Origin of the sequence: Nostoc sp. FACHB-892 (assembly GCF_014698795.1) — a bacterium.
Taxonomy (GTDB): Bacteria; Cyanobacteriota; Cyanobacteriia; order Cyanobacteriales; family Nostocaceae; genus Nostoc.
Window position 1 is genome coordinate 1 of the sequence record NZ_JACJTR010000023.1, and the last position, 21,311, is coordinate 21,311.

General features: G+C 41.1%; 15 protein-coding genes. 4 read left to right on the plus strand and 11 right to left on the minus strand.

All coding sequences use genetic code 11. The features are described 5' to 3' along the window. The 4 genes from H6G96_RS25280 to H6G96_RS25295 form a co-directional block, all read left to right on the plus strand. A partial coding sequence (locus H6G96_RS25280; RefSeq protein WP_190914621.1) for an IS1 family transposase occupies positions 1-166 on the plus strand: 166 nt, incomplete at its 5' end. Positions 167-1,035: 869 nt separating this feature from the next. Then, on the plus strand, positions 1,036-1,539 hold the full coding sequence (locus tag H6G96_RS25285) for a hypothetical protein (protein ID WP_190914623.1): 504 nt from the start codon (positions 1,036-1,038) through the stop codon (positions 1,537-1,539). 508 nt (positions 1,540-2,047) lie between these two features. Next, a complete protein-coding gene (locus tag H6G96_RS25290; protein ID WP_190914625.1) occupies positions 2,048-2,947 on the plus strand; it encodes a hypothetical protein in 900 nt (299 codons plus the stop codon). A gap of 98 nt (positions 2,948-3,045) precedes the next feature. Next, positions 3,046-4,299, plus strand: coding sequence for a glycoside hydrolase family 10 protein (locus tag H6G96_RS25295; protein WP_190914784.1), 1,254 nt, complete (start codon positions 3,046-3,048; stop codon positions 4,297-4,299). Positions 4,300-4,402: 103 nt separating this feature from the next. On the opposite strand, the gene H6G96_RS25300 is transcribed toward H6G96_RS25295, so the two are convergent. The 11 genes from H6G96_RS25300 to H6G96_RS25350 all read right to left on the minus strand — a co-directional run bounded on the left by H6G96_RS25300 (position 4,403) and on the right by H6G96_RS25350 (position 20,921). Continuing rightward, positions 4,403-5,884, minus strand: coding sequence for a site-2 protease family protein (locus H6G96_RS25300; protein WP_190914627.1), 1,482 nt, complete (start codon positions 5,882-5,884; stop codon positions 4,403-4,405). Between the two features lie 348 nt (positions 5,885-6,232). Further along, the gene (locus H6G96_RS25305) at positions 6,233-7,255 is read right to left on the minus strand and encodes a spore photoproduct lyase family protein (protein ID WP_190914786.1); all 1,023 of its coding nucleotides are present in this window, start codon (positions 7,253-7,255) and stop codon (positions 6,233-6,235) included. A gap of 103 nt (positions 7,256-7,358) precedes the next feature. Beyond that, on the minus strand, positions 7,359-7,715 hold the full coding sequence (locus tag H6G96_RS25310) for a hypothetical protein (protein ID WP_190914629.1): 357 nt from the start codon (positions 7,713-7,715) through the stop codon (positions 7,359-7,361). 399 nt (positions 7,716-8,114) lie between these two features. Beyond that, positions 8,115-11,216, minus strand: a complete 3,102-nt coding sequence (locus H6G96_RS25315) for an RNaseH domain-containing protein (RefSeq protein ID WP_190914631.1) — start codon at positions 11,214-11,216, stop codon at positions 8,115-8,117. A gap of 98 nt (positions 11,217-11,314) precedes the next feature. Further along, on the minus strand, positions 11,315-14,740 hold the full coding sequence (locus H6G96_RS25320; RefSeq protein WP_190914633.1) for a hypothetical protein: 3,426 nt from the start codon (positions 14,738-14,740) through the stop codon (positions 11,315-11,317). Further along, entirely contained in the window at positions 14,724-16,244 is a 1,521-nt protein-coding gene (locus H6G96_RS25325; protein ID WP_190914635.1) for a hypothetical protein, read from the minus strand. The genes H6G96_RS25320 and H6G96_RS25325 overlap by 17 nt, the downstream gene beginning before the upstream one ends. A gap of 147 nt (positions 16,245-16,391) precedes the next feature. Then, the gene (gene coaBC / locus H6G96_RS25330; RefSeq protein WP_190914637.1) at positions 16,392-17,597 is read right to left on the minus strand and encodes a bifunctional phosphopantothenoylcysteine decarboxylase/phosphopantothenate--cysteine ligase CoaBC; all 1,206 of its coding nucleotides are present in this window, start codon (positions 17,595-17,597) and stop codon (positions 16,392-16,394) included. Positions 17,598-17,700: 103 nt separating this feature from the next. After that, on the minus strand, positions 17,701-17,913 hold the full coding sequence (locus H6G96_RS25335) for a DUF2555 domain-containing protein (RefSeq protein WP_100897932.1): 213 nt from the start codon (positions 17,911-17,913) through the stop codon (positions 17,701-17,703). Positions 17,914-18,067: 154 nt separating this feature from the next. Further along, a complete protein-coding gene (locus tag H6G96_RS25340) occupies positions 18,068-18,688 on the minus strand; it encodes an alpha/beta hydrolase (protein ID WP_190914788.1) in 621 nt (206 codons plus the stop codon). Between the two features lie 163 nt (positions 18,689-18,851). After that, complete coding sequence (locus tag H6G96_RS25345) at positions 18,852-19,625, minus strand: LemA family protein (RefSeq protein ID WP_190914790.1); 774 nt, start codon at positions 19,623-19,625, stop codon at positions 18,852-18,854. 87 nt (positions 19,626-19,712) lie between these two features. Beyond that, the gene (locus H6G96_RS25350) at positions 19,713-20,921 is read right to left on the minus strand and encodes a TPM domain-containing protein (protein WP_190914639.1); all 1,209 of its coding nucleotides are present in this window, start codon (positions 20,919-20,921) and stop codon (positions 19,713-19,715) included. Between the last annotated feature and the right edge of the window lie 390 nt (positions 20,922-21,311).

Genomic DNA, 21,311 nt, shown 5'->3' on the forward strand with positions numbered 1-21,311 from the left:
AACATATATGACCAGAGTAGAAGGTGAAAATACACGTTTACGTCATTATCTGGCACGCCTACATCGCAAAACATTATGCTATTCCAAGTCAGTAGATATGCTTAAATACTCAATTCGCTTGTTACTCCATTACTTGAAGTATAGAGAAATACCTGTATTTAGTTAATTCATCCCGCATTTATGCAACGCCAAAATTCGATGTCCTCTGACTAACGAGACGATATCTTCGTTCTACAGTTCTATCAAACGGATGAGTTATATCATGTCCGCTTAAAGACTGATCATGAAGATCACAGGAAGCAGGGAAATGACCCCATCAATAACGGACTTCCAAATAAAAAAATAATCAATCGCTTTGGTGAGCAAGTAAAGCAGAGGAAGTAGAGGAAGCAGGGCAAAAAGAAATCGGACAGTCCTATTGGACGCAGGAATTGAGTAATTTAATTTTTGGATGTCCCTAACGACTGTGGAATGAAGGGGGGGACATAACTTTGAGTTCCCCGATCCACTTGGGGTACGTTCACTGACCATCTGCTTTCTTGGCTCTTTTTCAATACTCTACACCCGTCCCGAAACGGTTTGGCAAGGGAAAATGATTTTTAGCTAGCTTCCTGTAGGCGGTGGGAAACCACTGGCCAGGTAAGTTTTCTCCCATTTCTCAATGTTTATTGATAAACTTAATACTGAGCATTTTTTTAACATTATATTAAGAAATAGCTACTTAAAGAATGGTAGATGCCAAAATCTATGAAAATAGCGTTTAATTAAATTGCTAATTTCTTACTTGCTTCCTTATGCTTGCATTATCTTTTGTTTACATGATTTTGTTACTACCTTTACATTATCCCTTAATTGTAAGTGTGGCATAATACACGATATATATACTTCTTAGTTAAAAATGCGTAGTATTATGCTTGGTATTTAGAGAAAAACTTCATCAAAATTACCTATTTAACACTTTTAAGTAAAAATTTATAGAGTAGAATAACTGAAATATTACTCAAATATTTTTAAAATTCAAACCAGGATTTTTTAATGATCAGCTTAAGTAATTCGGAAAACGGCACAGCTAGAAGCACAACAGCCACTAACAGGCTGGCAAGAGCGATGATGGTTTCTGCTGGGGAATTCTCGCTGATATTAGCCTGTTGTAACTGTGTTGAAAGGCAGCAGCACGTGCTGAATGTGCTAACAGAATTTTCATCAGCAGACATACACGAAATTATACTCTCACCTGCGGCAGACACTTTGTATACAGCTATTACAAATGGAATTGGTGCTACTCAACCCGAAGCTTTGATGGTACGAGGTTTAGAATCTGTAGCCGACATCAACCAACTCATCATCAGTACCAATATCATGCGAAATGAGTTTCGGAAACAGTTTCGGTTTCCGTTGGTATTGTGGGTAAATGATGAAATTCTGTGCAAACTAGTCTGGCTAGCACCCGATTTTAAAGACTGGGCAGCCACTACCATTAGATTTGATGTACCTAACAATCAGTTAGTTGAAGCTGAACAGCAAGCCATCAGCGCTTAATATTGGCTGAAATTACTTGCAAAATCTTGTACATACTAGGTTGAGTCAAGCAAAATTTAAGCTACATTCTGTCACATTATTTTATAAAATTTCTTTTATTGAACCCTCACTTACCAGAGTTACGCAAAAGCATTGTAAGCTTTCCTGGCAAGTTATTTTTCTAAACAGGGGTGTGGATTCTCTTCTCCAACAAACTGTTCATAATAATGAATTCTGATGAGCTTCTGAGTTCTTGCTTGATTGCCGTTGGGCTATAAAACGTTTTGATTGAGTGCATTTTCATCCAAAATTTCTATATAACGGTTCCCGCATAGGTAAAGTACAGAAAAAATCGCTATAAGGAACAAAAAATCACTACGTTAGCGTCTTGTCTTTATATCTGTGTCAGAAGACAAGTACTAAGTTAATTACAACCGGCCAATTTCTGGAATTATATACTTTATTGTCTATTAGTGACTAGATACTATTTATGAGTTATATAACTCTTAGCAAAGATTCCTATCTTACTATGAAATTCATGCTGAAAAACTACTTTAACGTTAATCAAACGCGAATTTTCGCTGCTTTGATTCTGACTGGAATTTTGTCTGTAGCTAGCGGTTTAACACTTGTCAAAGGTGCTACGGGCGCTTCTGCGAAATTATCGCTAGAAACAAGCAATGAAGTTCTCAAAGAGAGTATTAAACCAAACGGCTTACTACGTCCAGTAGCTAATGCGGTGTCAGATACATTACCCGCATCTGTAAAAAATGCTGTTTTACAAGCCGCCTCTAAACGTTTACAACAGCCAATTTCTCAGCTAACAATCATTGAGGCTCAACAGCAGACTTGGAGAGATGGCTGTTTAGAATTAGCTAATGCTGATGAATTCTGTACCCAAGCTTTGGTACCGGGTTGGCGGGTGGTTGTAGGAATTGGTGACCAAACCCTGGTTTATCATACCAATCAAACAGGTTCCGCACTCAGGCTGAATGAAAAGGCTAGCTCAAGTCCACTGTCCCCTGTGCAAATTCCAGTCAGTGAGTTACCACCACCGTTACCTGGATATATAGTATTTCGAGAAATTTCCAGTGGTGGTTTTATTGGCAGAACTTACGAGACTGTTTTGCTCAAAGATGGACAATTAATTCGGGTACGGATTGGTGATGCCAATGATTCTGAACGTAGTGTTCGCCGCGTTCCTGTGCAACAGGTGCAAAAATTTGTGCGATCGCTAAAACGTTCTCAATTTAGTCAATTCAAAAATCTGAGGTACCCAGCCCCCAGTGGTTCTGCTGATTTTATTACTTACACTCTTACTAGCCTTGAGGGTACGGTTGAGTATAACGATATTTCTCAAAATAACCTGCCAAAGAATTTACAAGCAGCAGTCAAAGCCTGGAATCAACTCATAGCCAGCGCCAAATAATAAACCTCAGCATGAATAGCGATTGTTTTAGCGCTTACAATCGAAACGATCGCTATTTATGCTGATTGTTCATACTTTGATGATGTTTGTAGCAAATGATGAAAAGGTTTGTAAAGTGGTGTGTTGAGTTTCCTTTTTGGTGGAATACTCCCCAAAGCAGAAAGTCTCTTTTGTTTGCCGTTATAGCTACCTTGAGTGTGGTAGCTACGGTGATGCTATCGTTCCCATTGAACGCTCAGATTACCCTGCCGCAAACGCCAGCATCTGAGTTAAGAGGAGTATGGTTAACAAATATTGATAGTGATGTACTATTTGAGCGCGATCGCCTCAAGGCATCTTTGCAACGACTTGACGAACTTAATTTTAACACCATATATCCGGCGGTTTGGAATTGGGGATATACATTGTATCCCAGCAAGGTTGCACAAAAAGTTATTGGGCGATCGCTTGATCCTACACCCGGTTTAAAAGGGCGAGATATCCTCAAAGAAATTGTTGATGTGGGACATCAAAAAGGGTTAACAGTGATTCCCTGGTTTGAATTTGGCTTCATGGCACCAGCAGATTCTCTATTAGCTAAAAATCGCCCCCAATGGCTCACCAGTCGCAGCGACGGGACTCGGATTGTTAAAGAAGGGACGCATAATCGTGTTTGGCTAAATCCTTTCCGTCCAGAAGTACAACAATTTATTCAAGATTTAATTGTTGAAATTGTCAGAAACTACAATATTGATGGTATTCAATTTGATGACCATTTTGGCTTACCATCAGAATTAGGGTACGATGCCTATACAGTGGCACTTTACAAAAAAGAACACCGTGGTAAAGCTCCCTCCAAAAACTCTAAAGATCCAGAATGGGTGCGCTGGAGAGCTAATAAAATTACTGAGTTTATGAAGCGGGTATTTACAACCATCAAAGCTACTAAAAAAAATTGCATAGTTTCTGTTGCTCCTAATCCTCAGCGTTTTTCCTACGAATACTTTTTAGCAGACTGGCAGAAGTGGGAACGGATGGGAATCATTGAAGACTTAGTTTTGCAGATATATCGGGATGATTTAAATGTTTTTGTTAGCGAATTGGAATATCCAGAAGTGAAAGCGGCAAAGGCCCATATTCCAGTGAGTGTGGGTATTCTGGCTGGGTTGAAAAATCGATCTGTACCGATGCAACAGATTCAGACACAAGTGCAAAAAGTACGCGATCGCAATTTTGCCGGAGTCTCTTTCTTTTTTTATGAAACCCTTTGGAACATGAGCAAAGAAAAGCCTCAAGAGCGTCAAACTGCCTTCCAGAAAATTTTCCCCACACCAACGGCTTACCCAAATTTGCTTGCAGGTTGGAAACCATAGAAATGTAGGAAGTAGAGAGTGGGGAGATGGGGAGAATTCTTCAAACTCTTGTAGAGACGCGATTAATCGCGTCTCTACTCCAAATGCGATTAATCGCGTCTCTCTATCCTATTCCCAAACGCCCAGCCAAGCCAGGAGTTAAGGGTAGAAGGGTACTAATCATCAAGAATAGAGCCAAAAGACCCAAAGCGGCTCTAGCGTCATCGGGTTCAGTGATTTCATTTAAGCTGGGGCGTTCTTGATCTCGTTGCAAGAAGAAAATCACGATCGCCCAGTACATAGCAAGAGTATTACCGAGAGACACTAGCGCCAGTAAAATTAAAGTTGCTACTGTTGCTCGTCCTGCGGTTTTGCGTCCATAAATCGCCTGAACAATACGCCCACCATCGAGTTGTCCTGCTGGCATTAAGTTCAAAGCGTTAATTACTAACCCCAGCCAACCAATTATCACTAAGGGATGAACACTTACCAGGGATGACTGCAACGCCGAACCAAGGACAACTCGCGCCAAACTTCCCACCAAAATCGACCCTTGGAAAAACTGATTGGGCAATTGAAATAAACTACCTGGGTGGGAAAGCAGCAAGCCCGTTACCAGCATTAACAAAGAGACAATACCACCTGCGGCTGGCCCTGCCAAGGCGATATCAAATAGTACCTTGCGGTTGGGTAACAAAGATTCAAAGCGGGTAATTGCACCAAAAGAACCAATTTGCACAGCTGGTAAAAAGAAGGGCCAGCTAAGGCGGATTTTGTGACGCTGGGCAAGTAACCAATGACCGATTTCGTGAACTACTAAAATCGCAAATATCCCAGCGCCTATGGGCAAAGCTTCTTGAAATCGCTCTGGATTGGCAAAGAAATCAAAATTCAGTAGTAATCCCGCAGCTTCTAAACTTGTGGCAATGGTCGCTATCAACAGAATACCTGCAAAAGCTTTTTGCGATAACAACATTGGCCGGGGATCATTGCGACTCGGCAGGACAATCACCACTGGTTTGCCGTCTGTATTTTCCACTAAAAACAAGCGATATTGATCGCCAAGGCGTTGCCGCAAACTTGCAGTTAGACGGTTGTGAGTCTCTTCTGGTTCGCCCCGCAAATTGCCTTTAAAAATGGCTCCATCTTGGTAAGCGATCGTTTCTGTAGCAAAAAACGTATCGATACCGAAAATACCTTTAACTACATTTAAGTCTTCTTCTGGTATCGGCGGTATCTCTGGTTTCAATTCTGCTGCTGTTGGTTGTGGGGATTTCGCTTCAAGTAAAGAATCAGCGGCGATTCTGTCTGTTGCGCGTTGCTTAAGGATGGCATCTTGCCCAGCTGCGCGTAACTGGCTGCCTAAGTAGATGTACAATCCTGCGGAAGTCACTACTAAGAACAATATACCCGCTATATTGATGTAAATCCCTGCGGCAAACAATCCAAAAAATAGGAGCCAGGGAGTCATCAACACCACAGACTGTAACCAGGCTAAGATTCCCAGTTTACCAAAAGGTCTGGCGCGATAAAAGCCCCAGCCCAAAATGCCTAAAGCTAACAGTAGGATTGCCGCCAGGATAGAAGTTTCTGATAAAGTAAACATCTCCAAACCTTTGCTATTGAGACTAAGCCAGAACAAGTCCGGTATTGCAGATACACTTATTAATGTATAACGCCGCCTGTAGTCTGCCCAAATTATCCCCCTTTGAGTGGACGTAGCCCAACCCAGGTATCGGGCAAGTCGAACTTGCAATAGCTCTTACAGTAGATTTTGACTTAATGCATTAGTAGGTTTCAAAGGTAAGAAAGTAAATCAAAAGTTAGGGTGTGTTATGGCTTTCCTAACGCACCAGCTTTTGAGCAATTGTAAAAAGAGCGATCGCATAATATATCAATCGCTCTCTTGCCCAATAATTAATTTGTTAAAACTGTTTTTGAGCGAAGTAGTCTTCTAAGTCCAATACAGAATTTCAGCATTTGGAAAGCGCCTACTAATCTCATTCTCAAAAAAGCTACGCAACGCCTTCATTGTGTCCTTCTCATAAACGTACTTCGTCCCACCAAACTTATTACGCTTGACGCTGCGTTTTGCCTCATCCATCTCTAATTTTGATTGTGGATACCAAGTTTGTAACACTTCTTTTGACCCAGGTGTGAACCGATGCGAGATTAACTCAAAGGTAAGGTCACACTCAAAATCCAGTGCCTCGTTTATCTGGTCAAACAAACGACTATAGTGCATCTGCCAATCGTCTATCGGCATAATTGGCGCGATCACCAAGCCTACTGGATAACCGCCACCGCCGCGCTCTTGTGGTAACGCCAGCCGTCGTAACGCATTCAGTCTGGATGCTACGGATGCTGTGCCACCTTCAAACTTACCAGAAATCGGTGCGGCATTAACACTTGTCCGACAGCGAGTATGCCCATTGTGTGGTAAATCGAGTAATCCATCCACAGCATCAAACTTCGATACCCAACGTAGATGTGCATCGCTACGAGTGCCAAAGTAACGGATACATTCAGCAAGACTTCCAGTTAAATGCTCAATACCCAATGGGTCTGTGTAACAGCTAACTTCAAAACTTGTGTTTTTACCCTGTTGCTCGTAGTTCGCTAAGTTCTCTAATATCTGCGGTAAGTTAGCAAAAGCGCGGATGACAGGTGGCCCCGATAAGCTACCTGCTAGGTAGCAGTATTGACAGTGAGCCGGACAACCTTCGGCAAGGTGAAACTGCCAATCCGCAGAAGGTGGAATGGGACTCAGTTTAAAAGAACTGGGTGGTGCAGTAACCACCGCTAAGGTACGCTTGGCGATGTTGTAAGTATCCCGCTCAGACTCACCACGTAGTCCCTTCAGACGGTTCTGTGATAGTTCTTCTATTGGTAAGTTGAGTGACTGCACACGTGTAAGAATCTGCTGCCCCCAATCTTCATCTAGGGCAGCAGGTGTAAACAGTACCCGTTCAGGTATCCACAACCTTGGCGATCTTGTTTGTGTCTCTGATACTGAAACTTGGTCTGTAATGGTATTCAGCAATATCTTTCTCCGTTATTTAGTTTGCTGACTTCTGCAATTAATTTTCAAGGACTTGCTTAATTCGTCGCTCTAACAAATCAAGATCCAAACTACCTTCATCACGGTTAATTCGGCGCACAGTCGAATTAACATTAGCTAAATTGACCAATAAATCTTGAAGAATTTCTTGCTGCTGACGGGCTTGGGTAACTTCGCGTGGTTCCTGTACCAAATCACGTATGATAGTATCTTCAGCGCGAGAGGCGATAATTGGATCACTTTGCCCTTGAATGTGAACAAAGGTTCGCCGTCCTGGGCCTCGCTCCTCTTCTATTGGTATAACTGCTGTTACTTGGTCAGAACGCACATATTTGCCAAATCCCAAATGGACTAGCTCTGATGAGAGTATTTTCATATAATTGAAGCGTTATTTTTATGTCTTACTTAATATTGTAAAATCTAGAAAAGTGACTTGAAGCCATAGAGCATACGGGTTATACCCAATTCAAGGTAGTAGTTTCCTTTCCCAGCTTTTGGGCTTGTTCTAAGGTTTCACCAAGCTCAATAGACTCAAGTTTTAGGTTAGAGTCCTAACTTTGGCTTGTTAAGTACAGCATTTTATTAATTTGTAGCAAATTAAATTTGGTAATACCTTACAATGCCAATGTATTGACCGCATTGTTAATGCATCCCCTTACAATTTCAATGCTTCGGGATGCATTCTAACAGTCATGTTTCTGCAAGTTTGATTGTGAATAATACCTGCTTCAAGTTGTAAATTTATTAGTAGCCTCTTTCTACACTGGCAGCATATTTAATCTTGCTCTGATTCAATGTCCTCATCTGCGATCGCAAAATCACTAATGTAGTCTCGCGCAACGCGTTCAAAAAATAACGGAGCAGGCAAAGCTGTCCAATCGCTGTAGTGACCAAAGCCGTAGCGCAGTGACTCCACAAAAGCTGCTAAGTCATCAGGATTATCTTCTGGCTGTCTCAAGGTAACAACAATCTCAAGGGGGTTGGGAGTAGGCCAGCGACCAGTAAAAGGAGCTTTTTTAGTGAGTTGATGTACCTTTAACCCAGCTTTGTTAGAAATTTGCTTTTTAGAATCATCCGTTTTTTTAACTAAAGTGTCGGTTGAGCGATAGCAACTTTGTCCACGAGTATATTGATGTGGTAATTCACGCGCCACAGATAGATAAGCTACGCATCCAGTTTGCTTAGTTGCACTGAGTCGGAATAACCCTTTTGCACTAGATGCTGAGGGAATTTCTAGCGCAGGTGGCAGGTTTTTTAGCTCCTCTTTAGTTCTGGTATCTTCTACAGAGGTTTCTATTAAGTGTCTGGCTTTTTTCTCAATAAAACCAGGGGCAAATCCTTGGCGAATGCGAATTATACGTGCGCCTTGCCAGTTAACCTGCATATCTTGATACGAACCAAGGTTAATTTGATTAGCATTAATTCTGCTATCAGCTAACCAAGGCCATAGCTGAACGCAGTTGGTATAATCAATCATCACTAACGGTTGCTTACCTGCTTCCACAGATTCAGAAATAATCTGTTTCACAAATTTCATGAATCGAGTCTGGCACACCTTTTTATCATTACCTAGTTTAATAGGCGTAAGTTGAGCAATAAAAGCTCGTGCATTAGCAAAACTTTCCCACGGACTGGTTTCTAAACTGTTCCCTTTCTCATAAGCACAGCGAAATTCACATTTTCCTGTATCTACATTGAGGCGCATTGCTATGGTTAAAAATGTATTTTCAATTTTGCCACGAACGCGACCTTTTTGTTTACGTTCGATTGTAATTGAAATAATTTCTTTTGGTCTAGCCTCTGGTGAAATATTTTGCAGATACTTATCAACTTTTTCTTTGATATCATCAATGCGACCAGAATGTGCAAAAATTAAATCTTTCAGTGCTGACTGCATCCGATGGAAAAAGTCTGCAAGTTTAAGACGCTTTGTTTTTCGTGTTTTGGCGATGGGTAATAGAAACTGGACACCAAAACCAGCCATTGCTAATGCTTTGCGGGTTGAGGGTTTATTAACCTTATCATCAGGTTTAACAGTGTTTTGACCATTAGGATTTGGATAAAACTGTCGCGCCATTATTAAGCATAAAGTTGGCTGATTGAGCTTTTTAATCTTTTGTGCAGTAGATTCCCATGCTTTAATTCGCTCAGTTGAACGCTCTTTAGCATTCAACTGTTTTCCTGGTAAACCTTCTCTTGGCCCGTGGGTATCTTTTGGCAAGCGACTAATTTTTATGTCAAGAGTATTTCCCCACAAAACTTGAGTAACCTTTTGCAACAGTTTCGCTTCTGTTTGTAAATGAGCTTCATAAAAGATAAATAATAAAGGCCGTTCATTGGGATACAATCGTTGCATCGCTGTTTGATTTGCTTGAATGATAACTTGAAGGTCATCAGTTTGATTCTTTGTGTAGTCGCTAAATTGAAGTGCTTTTCTTCCGCGATCAATTCCTTCTAAACGAATGTCAAAGTGTTTACTTAGCAAATCATCAATTTGTTTGTCGTTGACTTGATCGAGATATTTCGGGGTAAATTCCAAGTTAGTATCTGTTTCCAGAGCTTCCAAAACACCACCAAGCAGTGTAGGAAGATTAATCATGCGTGATGCTGTATCATCTGGTTTATGCTTAGATTTTACTTCTGTATAATCCTGAAATATTTCGATTCCTAATGGTTGAAGAATTTTAGCGATCGCCTCAAAAGCATCTAATTTATCAATCTCTGGTACACCTGTTTCGATACCATATTTTTCAGAAGTTTCTTCTTCGTCTTCTGAATTATCTTGAAGTCCATTACGGTAAGTTAGAAGTACCTTACAGCTATTAGTAGAAGCTGAACCTAAAGCAATTTCTTGACCATTACAAGATGTCCCCAGATTTAATTTACTCCGCAGTATTTCAAAAGCTGTATCTGTTTTCCAAACCGATTTTACTTTATCTTCTTTGTTACTTTCATCATTTTTGCTGTTTTTATCTCGCTCGCATTTGACTTGATAGCTAAAGGCTCTATCAGTATGCTCTTGAGAAAAGATGAAACCGTTAATATTATTGCGGTCATATTTAGGAGCCTTTAACTGAGTCAGCCAGCGACGTTTGGAAACTTCAATTTGTAATAAAGGTTGATGCAAAGATGGGTAATTAATAATTTTCAAACTTACTACAAAACTAAATTTTCCTTTTGTATCCTCCAAGCTAATCGGATCAGTAATTAGTTCTGCAACACCAGAAGTAAACGTACCATTGCTGAAAATAGTGCGTTTTATCGGCCCTAAACCTGGAAAAATAACTTTTCCAGCAATTTGTCGAGCTACATAATCTGCAAGCATTCGATAAGCATATTTATTGTTTGGGTCTTTTGGTTGAGTTGTACCTGTCTGTTTAGACCAACTCCAAGGTAATACTTGAGATTTGAGTTGAGAAATTTGTAATAACTCTCTCCTTGCGTGCAAATCTTCTAAGCGGTCAATAATGCCTACTGGTATATCTTCTTCTTCAGCAAAAGGTCTGAGATGATTTGTGAACCAATCGTTAATAATTGGGCGAAGTGCTTTATTTATTTTTTCTTCATTGCTACCAGTCAAGTAAACAAAAGGTTCTGGCACAGCATCAGATTTAAGATAATTCAAGTCATACTTGCTAAGACCCACATCCGGTTCAATTCGCGTAGCATCTTCTAATACTACTTGTAGAAAACCTCGCAATGATGCATAGGGGAGGTTTTTGACATTAGCTCCTTTTTGAATTTCTTTAAAACATTGCAAACCTAATTTTGTCCAACTAAGAGTATAACCCTCTACCATGATTGGAGAAAGATTATCTGGTACTGTGAAAGCTAAAGGAAATTCTTCAATTGATTTGAAGAATTGCTGAATATACAATGTATCTCATACGCAATCACCTTCAGTTTCTTCGTCTTCCTCTTCTGCTAATAAATCTTCTTCCAATTCAGTTTCATCAACAAAGTTATTAGTCATTTTTACATCTCCAATAGTGGTGAAAACTCGTCAAAACCTGCTTCTTCATCCGCCGATTCTTCTAAGGAATGTAATTCATCAGGATAAATTACTCCTTGAATGCGCTGTAAAGGTTCTAGAAATGCGCCATACAGTTCTTGATAAATTTCTCGAATCACGGGGTCTTCATGGTTCACACATTCTTCTAAAATAATTCGCATCTGAACTAGCATACTATCTCGTCCAGAGTCGGGTTTATCTTCTGTTGATTTTTTAGCCCAAGCTGCATCAACAAAGTAAACTGATACTGGGCATCCATTCCGCATTCCTCGACCAATTGTTTGCAGAATAGCTACCATTTGATTAGCCGTAAATGATTTGAATAGTTCAGGCCCCAAACGGCTTGCCATTAAGGGTTCACGTAACAATCTATTGGCAGTTAACCAGAGGTCTTTTCTTGATTGTCGCCAAGCTGTTGCTATGGCATTCAAATCTTCTGTTTCACTAAAAACTCGACTATCAAATTCTTGTGTTGCTCGTCCTGCCAAGCTGTACAAAAGCTGCATATCATTTTTGGTAGGGTGAGGACGAGTGAGGAAGTAAATAGAGCCAATTGCTGCATCTAGTTTTCTTTCTCCTTTGGTGAAAACTATGTTGACACCTCTACCAATTGCCAGCATGGGAAAGATTAAAATATCACAGTTTTCATCATCTCCTAATGCTTCACACTGAGCAGAAGTGACAAAATCCCTTGGTTGTTCCCCTTCTCTTAAGGAGTTAACAACTGCTTTTGTATATCTACCAATGTCAGGATAATAGTTATTGATGTATTTCTTAATCTGACGAGCTTGATCATAACTGTTCACAACTAAAGCGGCTTTGCGACGAATATCAGACTTGACATCAAATTTATTCATAGCTTTATAGATTTCAGATTTAGTAGTTCCTCCTTTGACAAGAGCATCTACCATCAGTTGAAGATTACGTTTTTGCAGTTCGGGATCGCCTGCGCCACTGTATAGTAGAGGTTGATCACCACGTTGACTATCTGGAAACCATTTGAAACGATAAATGCTTTTTGCTGATGTATGATTTTTTGGCTGACGTGCTTTGAGTAAATAATGTGGCCCGGCGTTAATATGATAGGCTGGACTGGCTTGTAAAAATGATGTAGCTGAGGTAATTAAAATAGCTGGGCTGGCTTGTCCATTATCTGCTTCTAACAACCGATGAAAGCGGTGCATTAACATTCGAGGCGCACCTACAAATGTAATGTAAGATAACTCCACATTTCTAGCAGCAGTGCGTGTTGTTTGTGCTTTGAAAAAACTGTATTGCACACCAGAAAATGAACCTAAAATGCTTTCTGGAATAAATTTTCTTAGTTCTGGTGATGCAGTGGATTCTACAATGGGTTCACGAATGAAGCCTTCTGCAACCATTGTTCTTGTTCCTGGGACAATTCGCTGATAACCCAAAATTACAAATGTAACAGTTATCAGTAATTTAATTAAATCCTCTGCTTCGATAGTTAATTGATGCTTGGGAAAACAGAGTTTGAAAAATAATTCGATAATTTTTTGGACAATCGCATCACGTTGTTTAATCAGATTTTCAGCTAAGTAGCGGCGAAAATGATAAATAAGATTTTTCCATTGCTGTTCTAAGGTTTCCTTGTTTATGCCTATGTAATGAGGCCAAAAATCTGCTTTAAAATCTTGAGGGTTATTAACACCTGTGCGGTCATAAAAAGCGTTGTATGCTGCTTTTTCCCAAAATTCAGCTAACGCTCTACTTCTGGTAACTTCTGTTTTTACCTCTTGTTCATCAATTTCATCTTGCTTAGTAGATTTTTTCACACTATTCAAGAGTTCGCTAACAATTCGTAATACAGTCAACAATTGATTTTCGTAGCGTTCTTTTACCCGCGACCCTGACATATTATGGATGGTGGTAATCAAAGAGGTATTGTGATTGCCAAATTCCGCTAAGTCGCGACTGTAAAGTTCTATATCCCGATCAAATAGTCGATAGTTTTCACCACGAGCAAAGCGGTGATGGATTTGTTCGAGAATGACTCTATGAATTGAGTGTTCTGAGCCAGAAATACTTAAAGTTGCAGCGCCATAATCATCTAAGACTTTCTGCACCATGTCGCCTTCATCGAAAACAACTAGGTCAAAGGTACGGGCAATTAATTCAAAATATCGTAATTGTTCATAAGTGGCATGGGGTGATATTTGAGTATCGAGCGATCGCACATGACCAACCCAAATATTCGCATCCAATAAATCTCGCTGTGCTTTATTACGACCACACATTGTCCAGAGGGGACACAGGCATTTTTTCATCTTTCCCTGTTTGCCTCCTCCTTGCAATATCTCGTTGCAAGGTGCGTAACCAAAGCCCCACAAAGACATATCCGCAGTTGAAAAGGCTGGTAGAACGCAGTTCAGTCCAAAAACTTCTGCCTGTTCTAAGGTGTAAGCAAAACCACCATTGTTTCCTGTAGCGGCGATCGCTTCTGCAATATTGTCTGCATGGCGACGACGAGTTTCATCACCTTGACCGACAAGCATTCCCACTTTAACTTGATGAAATGCCAAATCAGCCATGTACTGTCTAGCAACTTCAATAGAGGGAAAGACAAACATTGCTTTATAGTCATGTTGCCCCAACCAGACAGCTATCAACACCAGTAAAGTAGTTTTACCCGACCCTGGCAAACCAATCAAGTGTTTGATATCCTCTAATTCCAGCACATCATCTTCTTTCCGCAGTCCTTTTCCAGCCTTCGATACCATTAGGTCAAAGCGTTCAAAGCGCTCCGCCCAGTTCCCAGTCCGTCGTTCAGGATATTGCTGTTCACGCTCGTCCATTTCACGAGCCAAATCACGCAGTTCTTTTAGGGGAATGCGAATCTTTCCTCTTGGTTGGCGGTTGAGGGAATGGGTGCGATGTACAGCAATCGGGGCAGAGATACGCGGAATGTCTAACTTCACAGAGGTTGAGTCTTCACCTAACGCCACAGCCATTGGCTGACGAGGATCGGCAACTGTAAAACCATAGTTATCGTAGGGCAAAGGGGAACTGAGAATTTGCCGCGCCTTTGTAATTAACGAATCTTCTAAAGCGTCAGTCCTGTGAAAGTGAAGTGTTTCAATATCAATTTCATACGTTCCTTGAGTATTGTTGCAGTAATGATAATTGTTATAGAGAGCAATTGCGTGCTTAACTGACTGGTGCGTTACATAAGCCAGTGACATCTGCCGCATATTAAAAATAGCTTGACGAGCTTGTGCAAATGTAGGTGCATTTAAAATGCTGGCCATACCAGACATGACTACTGGGGTATGCTCCAATGAATTAGTGCCGATAAATTCTTCCATGAAGACGCAAAGCCAACAAATTCGCTCTGCACCTTTCCAAAAATCAGGTTTGGTTCGCATAGGGCATCTTCTTTAAAAACTCAATGACTGAGGAAACTGACATAATTTCTAGACTGGCTGGATCGCCTTTTTTATCAAGTGTTGATTTGAGCGTGGAAATGTAGCTTGGGTTATCCTCAATTAAGCGATCGCTCACAGCCAAAACCCGACGACGATAATAAATCAGTCCCCCAATACTACGATTGAGACGCAAAGCCAGAGTCACTGGACTTGTGTAAGATTTAGCATCAATGCCAATTGCTCGTTCATTAATCGCTATATCGCATAAATCCGACTCTGGATAAAGTTCAGCGTCTAGTCCGTTTTCTTTGGCTGTATCAAATATGGCTAATTCGTCAATTGCTGGGCCTGTCCAGTAGGTGAGAATTTGCGGCTTGGCAATGCGTAAAATGTCTTCGTTGGGATCTAGTTTCTCGGATACTTTTGGCAATTCATGACCAATACACTGGCGAATAGGACAGCACCCTTGTGCAAAAAGTTTATTGTTAGGATGAGGTCGCATGAGTGTGCCGCAGTATGCACAACAGTTTGCTAAACCATCAATTAGCCAGATATCCGGTACTAAATCGAAAAATCTATCAATAATCATTCCCTGTAAAGGAGTTAAGTCTTTTTCAACCAAGTAATCTAATAGTTGGCGTTGTCCTATCAGAGAATACCTACCAAAAAACTCTCGTAATGCAGTGTAAGCCTTATGTTGACGACGACCGCCCAACCTTTGAGTTGCGTCGCATAACTCAGTATAAAGACGATGTTCAATAACATTATTTTCTCCAAAACCCCCACTGAGGTTGGCAATCTCTGCACAGTCTGATGTGGGAACTCGCAAATCTGGATCGATGATGGTTGCGTTAGAAAAGCGAAAGTCTGATTTGTTAAAAATTCCTAACCCCCAAAGATTAGAACTAAGAGGGTAGCGTGCGTTATCCAAAACAGTGTGTACACAAGCCGCGCGATCGCTTTGTCCTTCTTCAATATATAGACGACCCAATTTGCACATTGCTTGATACAGTTCTGGTGGCAATGTACTATCCTCTTGACGGACAATTTGTTGCCCTGGCAGTACTCGTTCATATTGGCGAATAATTCCTTGCGCTAACAACACTACTGCATCTTCAGCCAGATCCATTGCTGGTCTGTGTCCAGTCGGTAACGGCAAAGCAGTTGCGGTGATTGCGGGTAGCCACGTGGGGTCTTGACCTTGTCCTTCTGCCAGAATTTGCATCTCCAAAGTATCGTCAGGGAAAGAAGGCAATACTTGAGTAATTGCTGCAAGTGTCCAACCTTTCTTCAATAGGAGAGCAGTTGCCAATCCCTCCAAAATCTGCCGAAAGCCAAATTCTTGTCCTTTGGGTTGTGATAAAAGTTGTTTCGTTCTCCACGACCGAACGGTACGCAAGGCAGGTGGTTCTATAGACAGTTCAAGCTGTTCAATCTGGCGTTTTAGCTCCTTTGCCAGAGCCTCCGCAGTTCCCTGCCACTGACGCACGTCCTCAAAGTACATAAGTGTAATCGAATATTTTTTACATCAATTGTTGTTTACATTAAATGATGTATTTTAGAATGTCAATATATCAACAAGACGCAAAAAGGAATTTTTGTGTCTTGGCGCGGTACTAATGATTTGAGAATTAGGGATTAGGGAACTTGGTCAAAAGAGGATAAAATCAAATAATTGATGTGCCATTTCCAATTTAGAACAAGGTGCGATCGCTAGCTGATTACCTTGACTATCTAAAAATATCGCTTGATTATTATCGCTCCCAAAACCACTATCAGGTTGATCGATAGGATTGGCAACAATAGCATCAAGTTTTTTACTCTGTAATTTTTCTAATGCAGGCTTGACAATATTTCCAGTTTGTGCTGCAAAACCAATTAATATCTGATGCGGCTGTTTGAGTTTTGCTAATTGGGCGACTATATCCGTTACTGGTTCCAGGGGTAAGGCTTGGGGGAGCGATCGCTTGGGTAATTTCTGTGTACTATAATCTTTTGGCTTCACATCTGCCACAGCTGCTGACATCACAATTAGATCAGCGTTGGGTAAATATTCCAACATGGCCTGCTGCATTTGCTCGGCACTAATGACGGGAATTGCTTGCACTCCTAATGGTACATCCCAATTGGCTGGGCCATGTACTAGGGTGACACTTGCGCCTCGGTGAAGTGCGGCTTGCGCTAAAGCTAATCCCATTTTACCTGTTGAAGGATTGCCGATAAATCTAACTGGGTCAAGATACTCTCGCGTTCCCCCAGCACTAATTAACACTCGTTTACCAGATAAATCTCGTTTACCTTGAGTGTGTAACAGCGATTGGATATGAGCCAAAATTTCTGGAGGTTCTGCTAATCTACCAGCACCGATGCGATCGCACGCTAATAAACCCGATCCTGTATTCATTCCATGATATCGGCTATCTATCAATAGCTGTTGCCAATTTCGTTGCACCGATAGCTGTTCCCACATATCTGTATTCATTGCAGGTGCCAACAGCACGGGACAAGTAGAAGCCAGCACGGTATTGGTGAGTAAATTATCAGCCATGCCGTAGGCTAACTTTGCTAATGTATTAGCCGTCAAGGGGGCAATTACCATGACATCTGCCCATTCACCCAACTCAATGTGTAAAGGACGAGAGTGGGTTGGTTTCCAGAAATCATCATCTGTGTAGGCGGGATGACGAGATAAGGTGGCTATTGTTAGAGGCGTAATAAATTCTTGCGCTGAACGGGTGAGAATAACTCGGATTTCCACCCCAGTTTTAAACAGCGTCGAAACCAACTCACAGATTTTGTAGGCGGCGATACCGCCACCTACACCAATTAGAACTTTGTTCGATTTTGGATTAGTCATGGTAAAAAGTTAGAAGTAAGTAGGAATTTAGGAGCAAGTAGTTACGAATATTAATTTCCAACTCCTAACTCCTAACTCCTAACTCCTAACTCCTAACTCTCAACTACGCTTCATCGTAAGGTTCCAAGTCTAAGAGATAGATATAGGGTTCAACTAACTCTGGACGCTGAAATGCGATCGCTCGCAATAAATGCCAATCATTTAAACCCTCAAAAGCATTACTATAATTATCTAGCTCCAGACGTGTAGCCAGTTCTTCTACTTCTGCCACAGTCATGGCAGCAATTTCTTTCCTGGAAATGCTTAGAGTTGTCATAATGCTTGCCCCTCCCTTATGCAGCACTCGCCTTCAGCATGGGTTAAGTTGCGCCCAACGCAGCCACCCTATATATATTACTCATTAGAGAGCATTGATTTCGTGAAAATTTTCAGCATTTATACCAGAATTTATAAAAAATTCGTAATTCTGACTAGCCAATTACATTTACAACAAAATTCCGTAGCACCTCTAACGTTTGTGGATTTATTTCATGCCCCATGTCAAATTCGTGGTATTTTACCGCCACTCCTAGAGACTCTACAGTTTCTCGTACCTTCCAGGCAGCTTGTATTGGAACAACTTCATCATATTTACCGTGGGTAATTAAAGTTGGCGGAATCCCTTTTTGATCAGCCGTTACCGCGTCAGGGTGTAAATACCCACTCATGACAGCTAAACCTGCTAAGGGCAATTTTGAGCCAACATCTAAAGTCATTGCCCCGCCTTGAGAAAATCCACTTAAGATGGTACGTGATAAAGGTACGCCAGTGGTACTTTCTAAAGATTGCAAAAAGTCTATTAACAGTTGCCGACTTTCTGCTAATCCTTGATACATATTTTCCACCCGCAGGTCATACCATGCCTTCCCTACAGGGGAATAAGGATAAGGATAAGGTGCGTTGGGTAATACAAACTGATAATCAGGTAAGTTGAGCAAGGGTAACAAAGATGCTACATCCTCAGCATTAGCCCCCCAACCATGCAAAGTGACAATTAAGCCTGCGGGGGATTGATAAGTTTCAGGGGGAACGGTAATAAATTGTAAAGACAGAGGTTTACTCCTAAAATTTTATTTTTCTAAATAGATCCTATCTCTTCAAGCAGACTTATTATCCAGCAATGGTTTCAGAAATCCCGTGCGTTTGCCTTGCCCCAAGTTTTTTTAATTGGTAAGCTTCATTATCAAAAGAGAAAGGAGCCGATAGAACCGCTATTTATTCTCTTGGAATCTTGGGAACATCAGTATTTGTAGCTTGGAAGAATTCCTTTTTCTGAAATCCAAAAATATTAGTTACAAGCGAGTTGGGAAAACTGGAAATTTTTTGGTTATGAGCTTGCACCGCTTGGTTGTAACGCATTCGCTCTACAGCTAGGCGATTTTCAGTACCCGCTAGCTCATACTGAAGATTGATAAACATTTGGCTAGATTGCAATTGGGGATTAGCGGCTGCATAATTGCGGAAGCCGTTGATTGCTTGATTGATTTGTACCGTAGCAACAGCTTTTTCATTGGGAGTAACTGCTTGCAAATAAGCTTCACGCGATCGCACCAACAAAGAGACTAACTCTTTTTCTTGTTTGGCATAAGCTTGTGTCACATTCACAAGGTTGGGGATTAAATCGGCACGTCGCTGGAGTTGATTTTCTAGTTGCGCCCGAGCTGCTTCAGTTCTGATGCTACTGCTTTGTATAGAGTTATAAGTCCAGCTAGTCCAGATAGCCAATGCAGTTACTATACCTGCACCAAAAAACAGTAATCTTTGGTGCAGATGCTTTAAGTGGTTTTGTTCGTCAAGTTGTTGCTTGTGCCTTGCCTCTACATCTCGGATGGCTTGCTGAATAAACTCAGCCGGAATATCAACTTCCTCTGCTGCTGCCACCAACTCAGAAGCCGAGTAACTTTGGGTGTGATTGGCATAGTAGCGCGATGCTAACTCTAGCACCTCTGGAGCAATCTCTTCTGGAATTCTCTTTTCTTGATTATTCATAGTATTCATAAGTTACAAATTGCAGCCAAGCAAATGCTGAAAAACTAGATAGGATAAGGCTCTCCCCTTATGCCCTCTGTCTTTTGCTTACCAGCTACCGCCAGCACCACCACCACCACTACTGCCACCGCCAAAGTCACCACCGCTACTACCGCCACCGCTACCGCCACCCCACGAACTACTGGGAGGAGGAGGTGGGGGAGGCGGTGGCAAGCGAGGAATTATTTCTTCACTCTGGTGGTGATAAGAACAACTGTGACACTCATCAATAATTAGTCGTCTACCCGAACTATATTCAGTAGCTGATTGGACAGTCTTCTCAGTATGAATGACAGTCAATTCTTGACAGTGAGGGCATTCCCGAAATTTAGATTCATGGGACTGTTGAGCGACAATGTGGAAACCACTACCAGTTAGCTTCTGGCTGCAATTGGCACATCTCCAGCCTTCAAATTTAACACTACCTATATTTTGTGCTGTTTTTTGCGATTTGCTCAGAGATGAATCAACTGTGGCTTCGTCTACTTTTTCCATCGGTTGTTGGCAATCAGCACACAAAAAAGTGTAATTGCCCTGACTTCGGCGCGTATACCCTTCCGGTTCAATGAAAATTTTCCGAGGACGTGCCAGATAAACACCACCTCCGATCACCACTGCCAATATTCCACCCGCAGTTACAAACCATAATGTAGCGTTATCTTTATTTGTTTCTACATTTGGGGAAGCTAACTGGTTTGGAGTTGTTATCGGGTTTGCAGACGATACACCATCAGACTCTAAGACAAATATTACTGCTTTGGTTCCCGCCAGCGTACCACCTTCAAAGTCTCCTTTTTTGAATCGCGGGATGATTTCAGTATCAATAATGTTGCCCACTTTGGCATCGGGCAAAATTGCTTCCACACGGTAACCAGTCTCAATTTCTACGCGGCGATCGCCTACTGAAATTAAAAACAATATGCCATTATCTTTTCCTTTCTTGCCAATTCCCCAATAATTAAATAGTTCCGTTGCAAATTTTTTGACAGAATCAGCAGGGGCAGTTGCTGGAACAGTTACTACCGCTATCTCTGTGCCATTTTTCGCCTCTAACTGAGAAATTCTTTGATTGATTTGAGTTTCTGTTTCTTCGCTGAGGATACCTGCCATATCAGTTACCCATCCACCGTATTCCTTTCGGGGGTTAGGAACTTCTTGGACAGTCAAAGCCAGCGCAGAAACCGGAAAAAGAAATATAGTATAGGAAAATAAACTCACCCAAAAAACGTTTTTTGGTTTACTAAAACTTAATTTCATAATGTTTTGTGTAGGCGTAAAGTAAGATAACCCTCTTTCGTCACTTTCGGCAACGGAAAATTTGAAATTTTTATTTAACAAGGTTTTTAGCGATTTATTAAGTTTTCAAAATATTCGCTATATTTTGTTAGTCATCAAATATTCAAATTTTTAACATATCTGGATTTGAAAATTAGGAAATTATTGTTATAATTCCCCATTTGACGGAAGAGGGTGAAAGCGATTGTCAAAATCCCATTCGTCACAGCCCAAAAATTCACCCTAAGCTGCCCTGCGGGTTAGACATGAGGCAACTTATTGTTTTAGCTAAAATCTGAAAGTTGTCCGCACAACTCCTACCCAAAAGGCGTTGTTACTATTATCGTGTTCTAAATTTAAAATGACCAGTAA